The organism is Haloplanus litoreus (genome assembly GCF_045690335.1).
Taxonomy (GTDB): domain Archaea; phylum Halobacteriota; class Halobacteria; order Halobacteriales; family Haloferacaceae; genus Haloplanus; species Haloplanus litoreus.
Map to the genome: position 1 here is coordinate 2692759 of NZ_CP147874.1, position 14489 is coordinate 2707247.

General features: G+C 67.6%; 20 protein-coding genes. 11 read left to right on the forward strand and 9 right to left on the reverse strand.

Annotated elements, in window-relative coordinates:
- Window positions 1-45: 45 nt before the first annotated feature.
- A complete protein-coding gene (locus tag V8686_RS14395) occupies window positions 46-291 on the forward strand; it encodes an AbrB/MazE/SpoVT family DNA-binding domain-containing protein (protein WP_379706625.1) in 246 nt (81 codons plus the stop codon).
- A gap of 275 nt (window positions 292-566) precedes the next feature.
- Here the strand turns inward: V8686_RS14395 and V8686_RS14400 are convergent, their stop codons facing one another.
- From V8686_RS14400 to V8686_RS14415, 4 genes are read right to left on the reverse strand one after another with little or no spacing between them, the layout of a single operon-like run.
- Window positions 567-896, reverse strand: a complete 330-nt coding sequence (locus tag V8686_RS14400) for a chorismate mutase (protein ID WP_379705297.1) — start codon at window positions 894-896, stop codon at window positions 567-569.
- Window positions 851-1747: a shikimate kinase gene (locus tag V8686_RS14405; RefSeq protein WP_379705300.1), complete on the reverse strand. Its 897-nt coding sequence runs from the start codon at window positions 1745-1747 to the stop codon at window positions 851-853. The genes V8686_RS14400 and V8686_RS14405 overlap by 46 nt, the downstream gene beginning before the upstream one ends.
- A 40-nt stretch (window positions 1748-1787) precedes the next feature.
- Window positions 1788-2279 carry a hypothetical protein gene (locus V8686_RS14410; RefSeq protein ID WP_379705302.1) on the reverse strand — a complete coding sequence of 164 codons (492 nt, stop codon included), beginning with the start codon at window positions 2277-2279 and terminating at the stop codon, window positions 1788-1790.
- 1 nt (window position 2280) lies between these two features.
- Window positions 2281-3492 (reverse strand): hypothetical protein, encoded by a 1212-nt coding sequence (locus V8686_RS14415; protein WP_379705304.1) that lies wholly within the window; start codon window positions 3490-3492, stop codon window positions 2281-2283.
- A 115-nt stretch (window positions 3493-3607) separates the two neighbouring features.
- On the opposite strand from V8686_RS14415, the gene nth reads away from it, so the two are divergent.
- Window positions 3608-4294, forward strand: coding sequence for an endonuclease III (nth, locus tag V8686_RS14420; RefSeq protein WP_379705306.1), 687 nt, complete (start codon window positions 3608-3610; stop codon window positions 4292-4294).
- Here nth and V8686_RS14425 read toward each other — a convergent pair.
- Window positions 4291-4770, reverse strand: coding sequence for a DUF7321 family protein (locus tag V8686_RS14425; protein WP_379705309.1), 480 nt, complete (start codon window positions 4768-4770; stop codon window positions 4291-4293). The two genes, nth and V8686_RS14425, sit on opposite strands and share 4 nt — an antisense overlap.
- A gap of 89 nt (window positions 4771-4859) precedes the next feature.
- Here V8686_RS14425 and V8686_RS14430 point away from each other — a divergent pair, with 89 nt between their 5' ends.
- The 7 genes from V8686_RS14430 to V8686_RS14460 are packed head-to-tail and all read left to right on the forward strand — an operon-like array spanning window position 4860 to window position 9049.
- Window positions 4860-5696 carry a DUF7319 domain-containing protein gene (locus tag V8686_RS14430; protein ID WP_379705311.1) on the forward strand — a complete coding sequence of 279 codons (837 nt, stop codon included), beginning with the start codon at window positions 4860-4862 and terminating at the stop codon, window positions 5694-5696.
- A 56-nt stretch (window positions 5697-5752) separates the two neighbouring features.
- Complete coding sequence (locus V8686_RS14435; RefSeq protein ID WP_379705314.1) at window positions 5753-6388, forward strand: halocyanin domain-containing protein; 636 nt, start codon at window positions 5753-5755, stop codon at window positions 6386-6388.
- Window positions 6389-6775, forward strand: a complete 387-nt coding sequence (locus V8686_RS14440) for a DUF7318 family protein (protein WP_379705317.1) — start codon at window positions 6389-6391, stop codon at window positions 6773-6775.
- 2 nt (window positions 6776-6777) lie between these two features.
- A complete protein-coding gene (locus tag V8686_RS14445) occupies window positions 6778-7572 on the forward strand; it encodes a cytochrome b (RefSeq protein WP_379705320.1) in 795 nt (264 codons plus the stop codon).
- Window positions 7573-7574: 2 nt separating this feature from the next.
- The gene (locus tag V8686_RS14450) at window positions 7575-8354 is read left to right on the forward strand and encodes a cytochrome b family protein (protein WP_379705323.1); all 780 of its coding nucleotides are present in this window, start codon (window positions 7575-7577) and stop codon (window positions 8352-8354) included.
- A gap of 10 nt (window positions 8355-8364) precedes the next feature.
- On the forward strand, window positions 8365-8775 hold the full coding sequence (locus V8686_RS14455) for a DUF7315 family membrane protein (protein WP_379705326.1): 411 nt from the start codon (window positions 8365-8367) through the stop codon (window positions 8773-8775).
- Window positions 8768-9049 (forward strand): DUF7314 family protein, encoded by a 282-nt coding sequence (locus V8686_RS14460; RefSeq protein WP_379705329.1) that lies wholly within the window; start codon window positions 8768-8770, stop codon window positions 9047-9049. Before V8686_RS14455 ends, V8686_RS14460 begins: the two co-directional genes overlap by 8 nt.
- 119 nt (window positions 9050-9168) lie before the next feature.
- Here V8686_RS14460 and V8686_RS14465 read toward each other — a convergent pair whose 3' ends face one another.
- From V8686_RS14465 to V8686_RS14475, 3 genes are all read right to left on the reverse strand, one after another.
- Window positions 9169-9609: a DUF7313 family protein gene (locus V8686_RS14465; RefSeq protein ID WP_379705332.1), complete on the reverse strand. Its 441-nt coding sequence runs from the start codon at window positions 9607-9609 to the stop codon at window positions 9169-9171.
- 41 nt (window positions 9610-9650) lie between these two features.
- Window positions 9651-10346, reverse strand: a complete 696-nt coding sequence (locus V8686_RS14470) for an NAD(+)/NADH kinase (RefSeq protein ID WP_379705335.1) — start codon at window positions 10344-10346, stop codon at window positions 9651-9653.
- Window positions 10347-10524: 178 nt separating this feature from the next.
- Entirely contained in the window at window positions 10525-11823 is a 1299-nt protein-coding gene (locus V8686_RS14475; protein WP_379705338.1) for a M20/M25/M40 family metallo-hydrolase, read from the reverse strand.
- A 166-nt stretch (window positions 11824-11989) separates the two neighbouring features.
- On the opposite strand from V8686_RS14475, the gene V8686_RS14480 reads away from it, so the two are divergent.
- Together V8686_RS14480 and V8686_RS14485 are read left to right on the forward strand one after the other, a co-directional pair.
- Window positions 11990-13156, forward strand: coding sequence for a thiolase domain-containing protein (locus tag V8686_RS14480; protein ID WP_379705341.1), 1167 nt, complete (start codon window positions 11990-11992; stop codon window positions 13154-13156).
- Entirely contained in the window at window positions 13153-13527 is a 375-nt protein-coding gene (locus V8686_RS14485; protein ID WP_379705344.1) for a Zn-ribbon domain-containing OB-fold protein, read from the forward strand. The genes V8686_RS14480 and V8686_RS14485 overlap by 4 nt, the downstream gene beginning before the upstream one ends.
- Here V8686_RS14485 and V8686_RS14490 read toward each other — a convergent pair.
- The gene (locus V8686_RS14490) at window positions 13524-14447 is read right to left on the reverse strand and encodes an alpha/beta fold hydrolase (RefSeq protein ID WP_379705347.1); all 924 of its coding nucleotides are present in this window, start codon (window positions 14445-14447) and stop codon (window positions 13524-13526) included. The two genes, V8686_RS14485 and V8686_RS14490, sit on opposite strands and share 4 nt — an antisense overlap.
- Window positions 14448-14489: the final 42 nt, after the last annotated feature.

Here is a 14489-nt window from a genome sequence, read left to right on the forward strand (position 1 = left end):
ACGTCGATGGTGAGATTCTGTGTCTGTGGTAACGTAATCTACGCTCTGTCATCAGCGACGGATGCACAGGGACGGCTGTACATCCCGAAGGAGGTGCGCGAGAAGTACGGCCAGAAGTATCACATCGTTCTGTACGAGGACAAAATCGAGCTGATCCCGGTCGCAGACGACCCACTCGCTGCTGTCCGCGAAGCGGCAGGTGAGCTTCACGCTTCAGCCGTCGAGGAGATCCGAGAGGACATCGAGGCAGAGGCGAAAGACGAAGCTGAGGAAGCCGGCGGGGACCGATGACGGTGTACGTCGAGACGGAGTTCCTCCTCGCACTCGCCAACGATACAGATTGGTTACCGGGTTAGTGTGCGGTACGACGGCAAAACACGAGTGATGCAGGTCGGCGCAGTCGGCCATCGATCGACCATCTACGACGAGTTCTCCCACTGGTTTGTCAGGGTCACTTGGCAGTGGAACTGCAATGTCGTTCATCACCCGAGGATTGAGAGAACAGCAACCGGAAGACGATCCAATAGCTAGATAGGCAATAGATGGTCTAAAACGCCCGAACTCGACTACCTGCTCTCTCGCTGCTCAACTTTGTTCAGCTCGATCAGCAGGCGGAAAATCGCCTTGACGAGGTTCGCGTCCACGTCGAAGTTCTCGGCGTTCTCGCCGACCCGCTCCATCACGCGGGCCTCCTGTGACTCGTCGGTCGTCGGGAGGTCACGCTCCGCTTTCACCTCGGCGACCGTGCCCGCGACGTAGGTTCGACGGGCGATGAGTTCGACGAGTTCGCGGTCGATCTCCTCGATCTCCTCACGGAGTTCGGAGAGCGACATCTCCTCGGTCGTGCCGTTCATTCGATCACCCGTGCGCCGTCCGTTCGTGTCGTCGTCATCCATGTGTCTCCCTCGCGTTGATTCCAGTTGTCGCGCACCTGTTCGAGGTCGTCCCGCTCGCCCACGGCGACGATGCTCGGCCCCGTCCCCGAGAGCGAGACGCCCGCGGCGTGGGGCATCGCCTCGACCGCCGGGTCGGTCGGGAAGTCGAGCGCCGCCGAGAAGGCGAGGCCGTTGACCGTCATGGCCGCGCCGTAGCGCCCGTCGAGCGCCAGATCGGCGACGAGTCGGGCCATCGGCGCCACCTGCGCGCACCGCGCCACGTCGGCGTCGGCGCTGAAGGCACGCGTCGCGGGCGTCCAGACGAGGACGTCCCACTCGACGGCCTCGTGATGGAGCAAGTCGTCCGCGTCGTTGTCGGTGACGGTCACGCCGCCGAGCATACTGGCGCTCGCGTCGTCGAACGCGCCGGTGACGGTCACGCCGGCGTCGCGGGCGGCCCGGACGCCGATCCGGCAGGCCCCCTCGCGGTCGATCCGGGCGTCGTCGTCGGGGTCGTCGACACGCCCGGACGAGTCGGCGACGGGTACGTCGAGCGCCGACAGCGTCGCCAGCACCGTCGCGTTCGCGGCGGCGCTGGAACTCTTCAGACCGGCGGCCATGGGCACCTCGCTCACGGTGCGCACGGAGCCGCCCTGCCCGTCACCGAAGCGCTCGACGACGCGTTCGACACACCGACGGATCAGTCGGGTGTCGCCGTCGGGCGCACCCGCAATCTCGCCGTCGACGGTGTCGGTGTCGTCGAGTTCGACCCGGGCGGTCGTCTCCGCATCGATGGCAAAGGCCGACCCCACGCCCGTCGCGAGGGCGTTGAGGACCGTGCCCGCCCCGAGTGCGGCGGCCTCGCCGTACATACCGAACCCCGCGCGGAGCGGACAGTTATGTGTGCCGGTCTTAGCGAACGAACCGCGAGCCGAGGAGCCCGGCGAGGCCACCCGTGACGGCCGTGGCGACGCCGGACAACAGGAGCGGTCCGACCGCACCGGTCAACGGATACGTCTGTCCCGTGCCCGGACCGGACACCAGCGAGAGACCGGCGAGACCCGCACCCGCCATCACGAAGAAGCCGACGAGAGCGCCGGCGGCGGCGACGAGTCCGGCCGTCCCGGCGTCGGCGAAGCGCGACCCCGAGAGGAGGCCGAGGGCCGCAGCGACGACGGGGCCGGCGAAAAACAGCGTGATCGTGGTCTGGAACACCGAGAGCGCGACGAAGACGGGACCGAACGTCGCCGGGTCGGTTCCCGTCGCTGCGGTGACGAACTGCGTTCGCGCCCAGTCGGTGGCGACGAAGCCGACGACGCCGAGGGCGAGACCGACCGCGGCGAACGTACCGACGATCAGGGCGACCTGTCGCCGCGCCGAGGGCAAGGCCGAGTGACGGGACACGTCAGGGTCTCCACAGCCACAGCCGATCCAGCGGTTCGGTCCAGTCGACGCGTTCCTCCCACGCCACCTCCGAGGGCGCGGCGACGAGGACGAAGGGGCCGGCCTGAATCAGAAAGGCGTAGGTCACGTCACCGTCTGCCTCGTAGTACACCCGGTGCCACCGGTCGCGCCCGAACGAGAAGTCGCCCTCCCGTCCGACCGCGGTGTCGAACAGGGTCCGGACCGCCGCCGTCGCGGCCGACACGTCGGTGTACCGTTGTACGAACAGCGAGGTGTGGGGGTAGTCGAGCGGTTCGAGGTCGGTCGGCTGGTTCGCCACGTCCGGAATCCCGTAGCTCACCACGTAGGCGAAGCCGGTGCGGTCGGTCGGTTCGCTCACCGTGTCGAAGTGAGTTCGCTGGCGTGCGAGCAACGCCTGCCCCTCGTTCTCGTCGTCGTCCTGGTCGTCGCCGAACGGATCGCGCTCGACGTATCGTGGGCCGCTGTAGGCGTACCCGGCGTACTCGGCCGAGTGGTAGATTTCGAAAAGCCCGGGCGGCGCTTCGTCGTCATCGTCGTTTTCGTCCTCCGGATCGAGCGTGTCGTCGTGGAGGTGGCGGTAGAGGTCGGCGTCGATCTGTCGGTCCGAGAGGACGCGCCTGACGAACAGGTCGCTCCGGATGCCGCGGAGGTACGCGTAGAGGCGTTCGAGTTCCTCGTCGATGCGGTCGAGGTCCCCCCGGTTGCCGAACCGGCGGATCGTCGCGACGTGCGAGTCGACCTCCCCGCGCATCTGGTCTGGGATGCCGAAGTGATCGCCGAGTTCCGACGCAGCGGTGGCGACGGCTCGGTCGGTCGACCGGCGAACGAGGTCGAGGCTGTTCGCGTCGAACTCGGCGTCGTTTCGGACACGCCGAACGGTCGCCATCGCGTTGCCGAGGACCCGCTGGTAGGTCGCGATGGATTCGTCGTAGTCGGTCGCGAACCACTCGATGCCGCCGTAGACACGTTCGACTTCGGTCGCCAACTCCCGGTTCGGCACCGCCGGCTCCGTCTGCTGTGGCGTCGGCTCCTCGTCGACGGCCGGTTCGGTCCCCTCGGCCTCGACGAGGGGTTCGTCCGCGGCCGTCGCCGTCGTCGTCTCGGGGTACTCCACGTTCGAGTCACCGGCGGACAGACAGCCAGAGAATCCGACGGCCGCCCCGACCAGCAGTGCCCGACGCGTCCACTCCATGGGCGCGTCAAAGCAGGCCCCCGGTAAATAATGTGCGGCCCGGGAATCAGGCGTGAGAAGGACAGCGACGGCGGGAGCCGACAGACTCAACGGGACCGGGTGCCGACCGCGAGGCATGGGTACGCCACTGGAGTCACGCGACGCACAGGTCGCCGAGGTGCTGGATCGGCTGTACGACGAGTATCCCGACGCGGCCATCTCACTGAACTACACGAACCGGCTGGAACTCCTCGTCGCCGTCGTCCTCTCGGCGCAGTGTACCGACGAACGGGTCAACGAGGTCACGGCCGACCTCTTCGAGAAGTACACGTCCGCCGCGGACTACGCCGCGGCCGACGAGGAGGAACTCGCCGACGATATCTACGGCATCACGTTCCACAACAACAAGGCAGGGTACCTGAAGTCCATGGGCGAGACGCTCGTCGCGGAACACGACGGCGAGGTCCCCGACACCATGACGGAACTCACCGACCTCTCCGGCGTCGGACGAAAGACGGCGAACGTCGTCCTCCAGCACGGCCACGACGTGGTCGAGGGTATCGTCGTCGACACGCACGTCCAGCGACTCTCGCGCCGACTCGGCCTGACGACCGAGGAGACGCCGGAACGAATCGAGGCGGACTTGATGGACGTGGTTCCGGAGTCCGACTGGCAACAGCTCACCCACCTGCTCATCAGTCACGGGCGGGCAGTGTGCGACGCCCGGAATCCGGACTGCGGGGAGTGCGTACTGGAGGACATCTGTCCGTCTTCGAAACGCGATTCGGCGGTCGACCTCGCGAGCGGCGAGGCGTGGACTTAGAGGAGGTGTAACTGGACGTAACGGACGACGCCGACGAGGTAGGCACCGAGCCAGAAGATCACGTAGCCGAAGACGCCGAGTCGCAGGCGGCCGCGCCACGCGCTCATGTTCTCGTGGAGGTCGTTCAGATCCACGTCGGGGTCGGGGTCGCGGTAGAGGTCGGCTTCGTACTTCGCCTGGAAGATGCGGACGATGCCCGTCAGCGCGAACGTGAGCATCGCGTAGGCCTGGAGGCCGAGCACCGCGTGCAGGACCGCGAGGCCGCCGAACTGGTCCGGCAGTCGCGGCACCATCCACCCGACGACGGGCACCGTGGTCAACACCAGGCCGACGAGGATGTACTTCAAGTGTCTCGTCAACACCGGCCAGGTTACGGTGTCGGTGTCGATGACGATCCACGCACCGTAGAGATAGAACGGAAAGCTCGCGGTCACCGCGAGACCCGCAAGCGTCGCCACCGTCGCGTCGCCTACCATCGGCGAGGCTTAGGATGCGGTGGTTAAAACGCACCCGACTCGGGGGCGAGGTCGGAAAGCGTATGCCGCTGTGGGTCCAACTCACGCCGATGGCTGAACCGTCACCGTCGTCGACCGACGGGTCCGACGACGCGCCGGCCCCGTCCGAGACGGACGCCGACGTCGAGGCCCTCCGCCGCGAAGTCGAGGAGAAGTACGACTTCGAGAACTTCGGTCCGAGCGACATGGCGCAGATGAGCGCCGAGGAGTGGGACGCGGCGTTCGATCCGGACAGCTGGATCGTGGGTACCGACCTGCTCGACCGGGTGGAGACGGATCTCAAGAACCGGATCGCCACCCGCGAGGTGTTCGCCGTCCTCGAACGCTACGAGGAGGACGGCGAGGAGAAACTGATCGCCTACTCCGACGAGGGTTACGCCATCGTCGGGGCGGACGGGAGCGTCGAGGGGCGCGGGACGGTGGTTCGCGACGTGAAACCCACCGTGGCGCTCTGTTCGATGGACACCTACGAGGTGCCCGACGCGCCGGAGGACGTGTCACTGCCGGCGCCCAGCGACGTACCGGAGGGGACGGGTCAACTGGGGAACAACCTCCTGCAGGTGGTCGCGTTCGCGCAGTTGCTGACCGGCTTCGGACTGATCGGCGTCTGGCTGTTGACCGACACCATCCCGACGCCGGGCGGGTACGTCAACCTCGTCCCGCCCGTGATGGGGCTGCTGTTCGTCGGACTCGGAGTCTTCCTCTTTGCCGTCGTTGCCAACGCGCGACTCTCGGACCGGTTCCGGGCCGAGGAGTTCCGTGACCGCCTGCGTGCCGTCGGCGTCGAGGATGGCGACCGACCGGACTTCCTCCCGCCGCTGGAAGAGGGAGCGTCGACGGGGACGCCGGAGGCGGAGACTGACGAATCGCGCGCCGATTCCGACTGACGCGGACGGTGGGGAGTCGGTGGGTTTAAGCGCGTTCCATCCTCAGATTCGACCGTATGAAGAGGCGGGACTTCCTGAGAGTGGCCGGTGGGTCCACCGCCGTCGGAACGGCCGCCGCCACGGCGACGCCGGCCGCAGCGCAGGCGTCGTTCGACGGGTGGATGAGCGACGTAGGCAACTACAGCGAGGTGGCCGACGCGACCGGACAGGACGAGGTGACGATCACGGTCGGTGCCCAGGGCAACGGCGGCGCCTTCGCGTTCGGTCCCCCGGCGGTCCAGATCGATCCCGGGACCACCGTCGTCTGGGAGTGGAACGGCGAGGGCGGCCAGCACAACGTCGTCGCCGAGGAAGGCGGCGAGTTCGAGAGTGAACTCACCGCCGACGCCGGGTTCACGTTCGAACAGACCTTCGACTCCGAAGGCACGATCAAGTACTTCTGCCAACCACACCGCGCCCTCGGCATGAAAGGTGTCCTCGTCGTCGGCTCGATGCCGGACTCCGGCGGCGGTGGCGGCGGTGGTGGCGGCGGTGGTGGCGGCGAAGTCGACCTCCACACGCTCGGCGTCCCGATTCAGGCACACTGGGTGGGCGGCGCGACGATTCTCGGTATCATCGTCTCGCTCGTGTTCACCTTCTACGTCCTGAAGTACGGCGAATCACCGAACACCGGCACTGGGAGGGGAGAGTAGATGTCCTCGAGTGGAAGCACTTACGGCGACATTCACCGATACGAACCGGCGCGCGAGAGCACAGCCGCGGCCATCGCCATCGTCCTCCTGACGGTCATCGAGGTGGTGTTCGTGTTCATGTTCGCCTACGGCCTCGTGAGCGGCTGGGGCCTGACCGAGACGGGCAACATGTTCCTCGGGGCCATCCTGGCCGTCATCTTCGTGGACCTGGCGTTCATCCTCGCGCTGTATCGCAAGGAGTTCCTCCCGGACGTCGTCATCGTCAAGAAGCGACGCCGCAAGTGGGAGGACCTCTACATCCGTGAGGAAGACGTCGACGGTGAGACGATCGGCGACGGGGCGTGGGACACCGTCAAACGCGCAGTGTACCCGTACTACAAGCGATAAGCATGAGCCTAGAAAAGAAAGACGAGATGGACCACAAGGGGTGGATGAAGCGGAAGGATCTGACGCCCGTCGAAGCCACCTTCCTGACGGCGCTCATCTGGATGGACAAGCGGCTCCGGATCGTCGACTACCTGGAGCTGCTGGAGGACCTGTATTATAAGGTCAACCTCCAGATGCCCAAGAGCCACACGGAACAGTACGATCTGGACAACAAATTCTGGTACTGGTACCCCCTGTACGCGCTGGGATCGTTCTCCACGCTGGCGTACATCGTCGCGGCCGTCAGCGGCGCCTTGCTGGGCTTTTATTACGCCCCGGCACAGGCCGGCGACCCGAGTACCGCGTACAACTCGATCACGTTCATCATGACCGACCTCCAGTTCGGGTTCATGCTGCGCTCCATCCACCGGTGGTCCGCACAGGTGATGGTCGCAGCCGTGTTCCTCCACATGCTCCGTGTGTACTTCACGGGCGCGTACAAGGAACCGCGCGAACTCAACTGGCTGCTGGGTATCGTCCTCATCAGCCTGACGATGGTGTTCGGGTACACGGGTTACCTGCTTCCGTGGGACCAACTCGCCTTCTGGGCCGGACAGATCGGCGTCGAGATGTCGCTCTCGATTCCGCTGGCGGGTGAGTGGATCGCCCAACTCCTGTTCGGCGGGTTCACCCTCAGTCAGGCGACACTCCAGCGGATGTACATCCTCCACGTGTTCCTGCTCCCCTTCGTCGTGACGACGCTGATCGCCATCCACATCGGCATCGTCTGGGTGCAGGGCATCGCGGAACCCCACTAATCATGAGCGAAAACGACACCAACACCGACGGCAGCGAGGAGGCTCGTACCGACGGCGGCAACCCGGGAATCGTCGCCCCGGACGACGAGACGCCCACGTGGCGCGAGCGCAAGGAACGGACGACGGGCCTCTCGCGGCTCACCTACGAGTACTTCGAGCGGGCACGACGCGAGGACCAGGACCTGCGTACCGAGTCCGACTACGTCGAGCGCGACGTGCTCGCGTTCCCGACGTGGCCCCACGAGACGGTGCGGAACCTCTCCATCGTGGCCTTCTTCACCGGGATGATATTCTTCCTCTCGGCGACGATGCCGCCACACATCGGCGCGCCGGCGAACCCGAGTTCGACGCCGGCGATCATCCTGCCCGACTGGTATCTCTACTGGTCGTTCGGGCTCCTGAAGCTCGGTCCCCTGAACCCCGACCTCGCCATCCTCGGCGGACAGAAGATCACCGCGGACCGCACCTACGGCGTGCTGGCGAACGTCGTCGTCGTGGGCGTCATCGCCATCGTTCCCTTCCTGAACAAGGGATCGGCCCGACGCCCGGTCGAACAGCCGTTCTGGTCGGCCGTCGGCGTCGGCGGCGTGGTCTTCGCGTTGACCATCAGCCTGCTGGCGGTCAAGAACCTGATGCCGATGAACGTCGACCTGCTCTTCGACCTGACGTTCCTTCTGCCCATCGTGGCGACGGCGGTCACCTACGCCGTCCTCAAGACGATGCGCGAGGGGTACATGTACGACCTCAACCGTCGGTACTACCGGCTCCGTCCGCCGAAGTGACCGACGGTCGATGACCGCTCCTTCGGACGGCCCCGACGACGTGAGCCGTGATTCCGACGCCCAACGAGCCGACCGTGGCGACGCCGAACGCGACGGTCGTCGGGACGTGGTCGTCCCGATGCGCCTGTACAAGACTATCACCGTCTTCTCGACGCTCATCGCCGTCGTCGGCGTCGTCGTCGGCTTCGTGTTGCTCGACGCCGCGACGATCAGGCTCAGTCTCCTGCGCCGCCTCGTGATCGGCCTGCTGAAAGCCGTGGGAATCGCCCCACCGTCGGCGCTACTGAGCGCGGTACTCGCCGTCGCCGGCCTCGTGTCCATCGGCGTCGGGGCCGGCGTGTACGTCCTCGGGACGCGGTTTCGCGCTCGCGGAATGGGAAACCCTCAAGAGGACGCCGACGAATCTTCGAGTAATGGCTGACGAATTCATCAAGGGACTCGGCATCTTCACCGGCGCCGGTCTCGGCTGGGTCGTGCTCGCGGGCTGGTATCGCACGCCGAGTTTCGAGAGCACCCGACAGCTCGTGAGTCCGGTGTCGCCGAACCCGGCGAACGCGGACCTGTTCAACCTGCTGGCAATCGGACTGATGGACACGCTCCTCTGGTTCGCACTCCTCGGCCCACTGGCGTTCTGGGTGCTTCTCCCGGCCGCCAGGCAGACACGAAAGGCCATCGAAGACCGTCGTAACGCCTGACGCCGCCCTCCTTCCCGCGTATCGACCTGTGCAGCCGCCGGTAGACGTCTCGTCTCGGACAGGGTAACGGCCGCGACGCGTCGCTCGGGACGTACGGTGAAAAAATCCCGCCGGCCGCCTCAGACGATGGCGTTCCAGACGGGCTGGACGAAGATGAACAGGCTCTGGTAGCCCGCGTACAGCAGGGCGAGAAGCGACGCCGCGACGGCGCCCTTGGGTCGTTCGAACGTCATGTCGTTTCGGGCCTCGACCTGCCGGGACTCGAATTCGAAGAAGTCCGTCAGGAACAGACCGACGACGAGGACCGACATGACCATGCCGCCGTGTGGCTCGACGAGCAGGAAGACGAACGAGGCGAGAACCAGCGCGATGGTCGACAGCGAGTGCGGCGTGTACCGACTCAGTTCATCGGCGCCGTCCTCGACCTGTCCGGCATGGACGGAGTGTGCTCGGATCCGCGTGAGCATGTTCACCACAACCAGCGCCAGCACCACGTGCGCGATGTACGGTTCGAGCGCGTCGAGGGCGCCGACCGGGACGACGAACTGTAGCGGTTGCATGCTTCGAACTGAAGCGCTGATTCATTAGAAGTTTTCCGTTCCTATCCGGTGTCGGGAGTCACCACGTCGAGCACCCCGGCACGTTCGATCCGAACGTCGGTCCCGACGTCTGCGGAGCCGTATCGAATCCCGTCGACGAAAAGCGCGACTTCGCCCTCCCGCTCCACGGAGAGGCCGAGACCCGCCTCCGGGTCGACCACGCGCACGTCGGGGGACGTCGAGAACGGTGCGACCGGGACGACGCTCAGCCCGGCACCCGCCTCGAGGACGGGCCCGCCCGCCGCGGCGGCGTAGCCGTCACTCCCCATGGGTGTCGCGACGACGATGCCGTCGGCCCGGACGGACCCCAGCCGCGTGGCACCGGCCCTGAGGGCGTACTCGGAGATGCTCGCGGGGGCGGCGGTGACGAGCGCCACGTCCTTGACTGCGCGGGCGACGACGCTCCCGTCGCGGTGGACACCGACGACGGGATGAGACCACCGTGTGCCGTCGCCCGCGACCAGCGTCGCCAGAGCGCCGTCGAGGGTATCCCGCGCGACGAGGTGTCGTCCGCCGTCGGCCGTCACCGGGAGGACGGGCGCGTCGGGCGAGTCGGCGACGGTCGATCGAATGGCATCGTCACCGACGGCGACGACGGCGTCGACCGCTCGCTCCCCGTCCTCGGGCACGAGCGAGGCGCCCGAGACGCCGACGGCGGCGGCGACGGCGTCGTCGCCGCCCCGGACGGCGACGTTCACCGCCACCTCCCACCCGAGCGCCCTAGAACCTGCCGTTCACGACGTCGCGTCCGCTCCATGCGGGGTACGTCGACCTACGGCGATAAAAAGCCCCCTCGATCGGTAACGAGTGCCGTCGCTCCCGTGGCGTTCGACGCCGTGGTCCGGGGAGACGCCGTCGCGGCGGACGACACCCCTCTCAGAACGGCCAGTCGCCGGTCGCTCGCATGCCCGCAGCCAGATCCTCGCGTTCGAGAGCCGCAGCGATGGCGTCGGGATCCCGGCGGTCGATCCGGTCCGCGTCCGCGAGGGCGGCGACGACTTCGGTCACGAGGATCGCCCCCTCGCGTAGCGTCCGGCGTTCGAGTTTGTCGAGCGTGTCCGCGCTGGTGTGACCCCAGCCACGCCCCCGGTCGTCGCCGTCGCTCGATACCAAGAGCCCGGGAACACCCCGCGCGACGAACGGCCAGTGGTCGCTGTGGGGATGCTGGGTCGGACGGACCGAGACGGGATGGCCGAACCGGTCGGCGACGCCCTCGACTGCCGCGCCGAGTTCGTCGAAGCCGTGGGTGTACCACTGCAAGGTGCGGCCGCGACAGACGCCGTCGCAGTTGACGAGGGCCTGCACGGCGTCGGGGTCGATCAGTCCGGCCTCGCGTTTCGATCCGCGGAGACCGACCTCCTCGGCACCGAAACAGACGATCCGGACGCGACGGGAGAGGTCGGCGTCGCGAGCGAGGAGGGCGCGCGCAACTTCGAGGACGGTGGCCGTCCCCGCGGCGTTGTCGACGGCACCCTCGGCGATGTCGTGGGCGTCGACGTGGCTGGTGAGGTAGACGGCACGGTCGGTCTCGGGGCCGATGTCGGCGCGGACGACGCCGCTCTCCGCGGACGGCGTCTCGCAGTCGACGCGGACGGTGACGTCCTCGCCCTCGTGGCGGCGACAGAGGCGCGAGCCGACTTCCCGGCTGACGCCGACGGCGGGGATGGGACCGAGCGGTGCGTCTTCGGTGCCGACGCTCCCGGTTGGGGCCAGACAGCCCGGGGTGTGGTTGCGGAAGACGAACGCGGCGGCACCGGCGTCGACGGCGCGATAGTACTTCTCCCGGCGGTGGATGAAGCGGTCGTAGTGGTCCGGGACCGTCGAGGAGACGACGACCACCGCATCCGTGAGGTCACGGTCGAAGTCCGTGGGGAGGCCGTCGCCGCAGTCGACGAGGCGGCCGCGGACGCTCCCGGCGGGACTTCGTGGGAGGGCGATAGACACCGCGTCGCGGTCCGCCGTTTCGACCGTGCTCGACCCGCGAGCCCATCCCTGTACGCCGAACGTCTCGACGTGGGCGTTCCGGGCGCCGACGTCGGAGAGGGCCTCACGCGTCGCGTCCAGCGCCTCGCGCTCGCCCGGACTCCCGGCCATCCGGTCGCCGATATCGACCAGTCGCTCCAAATGCGACCACCCGGTGTCGCTCGTGAACGTCTCGCCGATCCAGCCGTGCATGGCGCCTCCTGACCGCCCGGGCGGCTAACGGTTTCGGTCGGCGGCCCGTGAAACGTCGAACGTCGATGAACCGGATGACAGTCGTCGAATCACGAAGCCGGCATATCGACCGGTAGAGGCACCGAATCCGGCAGGTCTTTATCCGCTCGTCCACCTATGTGACGGCATGACAGGCGTTCGAGTCGCCGGCGTCGGATTGACGCAGTTCGGGCGACAGCCGGAGCGCACCGGACGCGACCTGTTCGCGGAAGCCGCGCTCGCGGCCCGCGACGAGTCCGGGGTCCCAAGCGACGACTTCGAGGAGATCAACTACGGAAACTTCATGGGATCGCTGGCCGAGCGACAGGGCCACCAAGCCCCGCTCATGGCGGATATGGTGGGTGTCGACTGTCCGGCGACCCGGTACGAGGAGGCGTGTGCCTCCGCCGGCGTCGCGGTCCGCGAAGCCGTCCGGACGGTCCGCTCGGGCGAGAGCGACGTGGTGCTCGCCGGCGGCTGTGAGCGCATGACCAACCTCTCGACGGCGGACGTGACCGAGGGATTGGCGACGGCTGCCGACGAACTCTACGAGATTCGCGCGGGGATCACGTTCCCCGGCGCCTACGCCCTGATGGAGCGGGCGTACTTCGAGCGGTTCGGCGGCGACCGGGAGGACCTCGCACACATCGCGGTGAAGAACCACGACAACGCCCTCCCCAACGAGTACGCCCAGTTCCACCGGGCTATCACCGTCGAGGAGGTACTGGACGCGCCGATGGTGTCCGATCCGATCGGGCTGCTCGACGCCTGCCCGGTGACCGACGGCGCGAGCGCCGTCGTCCTCGTCAGCGACGAGTATGCGGAGGAACACGACCTCGACGCGCCCGTTTCGATTACGGGGTCCGGTCAGGGGGGCGACAACCTCGCGCTACAGGACCGCGAGGGCCTCGCGACCACGCCGGCGACCGAGCGTGCGGCGGCCGAGGCGTACGCCGACGCTGGCCGCGAACCGGCGGACGTCGACGTTGTCGAGGTCCACGACTGCTTCACCATCGCCGAGGCGCTGGCGCTCGAAGGGCTGGACTTCTACGACGCCGGCGAGGGCATCGGCGCGGCCCGACGCGGCGAGACGACTGCGACGGGGGAGCTTCCCGTGAACCTCTCGGGCGGGCTGAAGGCGAAAGGTCACCCGGTGGGCGCCACGGGGGGGAGTCAGATCGCCGAGATGACGCGCCTCCTCCGGGGCGATCACCCGAACAGTGAGCACGTCGAGGACGCGACGGTCGGGCTGACCCACAACGCGGGCGGAACCGTCGCCTCCGCCGTCGTCCACGTCCTGGAGGTGGACCGATGACCGACGCCGGCTACGACGAGTGGCTCGCCGCCGTCGACGACGGCGAGGGCTACTACCTGCGCTGTGCGGAGGGGCACGGCTCCCTGCCGCCACGTCGGGTGTGTCCCCACTGCGGATCGACGGACCTCGACCGGGAGACGTTGCCGGCGACTGGCACCGTCGAGACGTACACGGTGTGTTACGTCGGCGGTCCGGACTTCGAGGACGAGGAGCCCTACGCGACGGCCGTCGCCGACTTCGGCGACGTGCGCCTCACCGGCGTCGTCCGCGGCGTCGACCCCGAAGACGTGGCCGTCGGGATGATGGTCGAACCGGCCGTCGGCACCAACCGGACGACCGGGGACGACTTGCTGGTGTTACGGGCGCGCTAGAGGGCGTCCCGAACCGTCCCGACGAACTCGTCGGGATACTCGACGTGTGGCAGGAGTTTGGCGTGATCGAACACGACGAGTCGCGCGCCGGCCTCGTCGGCCAGTTTCCGGCCCTGTGAGAGCGGCGGCAACGTCGCATCTCGTCCCCAGACGACCGTCAGGGGGACGTCCGCGTCGCGGAGCGTCGCCCCGAGGTCGAGCGTCGAGTTACAGTGGCCGGCGACGAAGGAGGCGACGGCGAAACGGGCGTTGTGCTGGTGCGTGGAGCGCCACTGGTAGTCGGTCCACGCGGACGACACCGAGTCGGGGTCGGCGTAGGCGTGGTCGGCGTTGAAATAGCGGATCGAGGGTTTCGACACCAGGGCGTCGAACAGGGCGCTCCCGACGACGGGCGCACGCAGGAGTTCGCGGAGCCACGCCTTCGGCGGGTCGGGACCGGCGACAGTCGTCGGACAGACGAGGACGAGCGACGCCACGTCGACGCGTTGAGTCAACGCGCGCGCGACGTAGGCACCGGAGAGCGACGAGGCGACGACGGCGGGGTCGTCGAACGTGCCGAGGAAGTCGGCGACGAAATCCTCGTAGAGCGCCGCGGAGTACCGGAGCGGTGGGCGGTCCGAGCGACCGAATCCCGGGAAGTCGGGGGCGACCACGTGGTGTGTCTCCGCGAGCGTCCCGAAGATTTCGCGGAACTCCCCGCTCGAGCCGGCGGCGTTGATACCGTGGAGGAGGAGGAGGTCGGGGTCGTCCGAATCGCCGGCCTCGGCGTAGGCGACGTCCATCCCACGCCAGCGATACGTCCGCTCGGTGGCGTCGAGGGCGGGTTCGAGTTCACCCGCCGCGTCGCGGAGGAGGCGGTCGGTGACGGCGGCCGCTGCGCCCAGTCCCGCGACGGCGGTCCCGAGGCGTCTGAGCTTCATACCCGATCCTCGGGCGCCGTGGACTTATACTGGCCGGCCGCG

What these genes read in the sequence shown, in the direction of transcription:
- V8686_RS14435 (WP_379705314.1), top strand. Translation starts at nt 5,753, where the DNA reads ATGAAGAGGCGGGACTTCCTGAGAGTGGCCGGTGGGTCCACCGCCGTC.
- V8686_RS14490 (WP_379705347.1), bottom strand. Translation starts at nt 14,447, where the DNA reads ATGAAGCTCAGACGCCTCGGGACCGCCGTCGCGGGACTGGGCGCAGCG.
- V8686_RS14450 (WP_379705323.1), top strand. Translation starts at nt 7,575, where the DNA reads ATGAGCGAAAACGACACCAACACCGACGGCAGCGAGGAGGCTCGTACC.
- V8686_RS14430 (WP_379705311.1), top strand. Translation starts at nt 4,860, where the DNA reads ATGGCTGAACCGTCACCGTCGTCGACCGACGGGTCCGACGACGCGCCG.
- V8686_RS14445 (WP_379705320.1), top strand. Translation starts at nt 6,778, where the DNA reads ATGAGCCTAGAAAAGAAAGACGAGATGGACCACAAGGGGTGGATGAAG.
- V8686_RS14475 (WP_379705338.1), bottom strand. Translation starts at nt 11,823, where the DNA reads ATGCACGGCTGGATCGGCGAGACGTTCACGAGCGACACCGGGTGGTCG.
- V8686_RS14405 (WP_379705300.1), bottom strand. Translation starts at nt 1,747, where the DNA reads ATGTACGGCGAGGCCGCCGCACTCGGGGCGGGCACGGTCCTCAACGCC.
- V8686_RS14415 (WP_379705304.1), bottom strand. Translation starts at nt 3,492, where the DNA reads ATGGAGTGGACGCGTCGGGCACTGCTGGTCGGGGCGGCCGTCGGATTC.
- V8686_RS14425 (WP_379705309.1), bottom strand. Translation starts at nt 4,770, where the DNA reads ATGGTAGGCGACGCGACGGTGGCGACGCTTGCGGGTCTCGCGGTGACC.
- nth (WP_379705306.1), top strand. Translation starts at nt 3,608, where the DNA reads ATGGGTACGCCACTGGAGTCACGCGACGCACAGGTCGCCGAGGTGCTG.
- V8686_RS14480 (WP_379705341.1), top strand. Translation starts at nt 11,990, where the DNA reads ATGACAGGCGTTCGAGTCGCCGGCGTCGGATTGACGCAGTTCGGGCGA.
- V8686_RS14455 (WP_379705326.1), top strand. Translation starts at nt 8,365, where the DNA reads ATGACCGCTCCTTCGGACGGCCCCGACGACGTGAGCCGTGATTCCGAC.
- V8686_RS14440 (WP_379705317.1), top strand. Translation starts at nt 6,389, where the DNA reads ATGTCCTCGAGTGGAAGCACTTACGGCGACATTCACCGATACGAACCG.
- V8686_RS14465 (WP_379705332.1), bottom strand. Translation starts at nt 9,609, where the DNA reads ATGCAACCGCTACAGTTCGTCGTCCCGGTCGGCGCCCTCGACGCGCTC.
- V8686_RS14460 (WP_379705329.1), top strand. Translation starts at nt 8,768, where the DNA reads ATGGCTGACGAATTCATCAAGGGACTCGGCATCTTCACCGGCGCCGGT.
- V8686_RS14485 (WP_379705344.1), top strand. Translation starts at nt 13,153, where the DNA reads ATGACCGACGCCGGCTACGACGAGTGGCTCGCCGCCGTCGACGACGGC.
- V8686_RS14400 (WP_379705297.1), bottom strand. Translation starts at nt 896, where the DNA reads ATGGATGACGACGACACGAACGGACGGCGCACGGGTGATCGAATGAAC.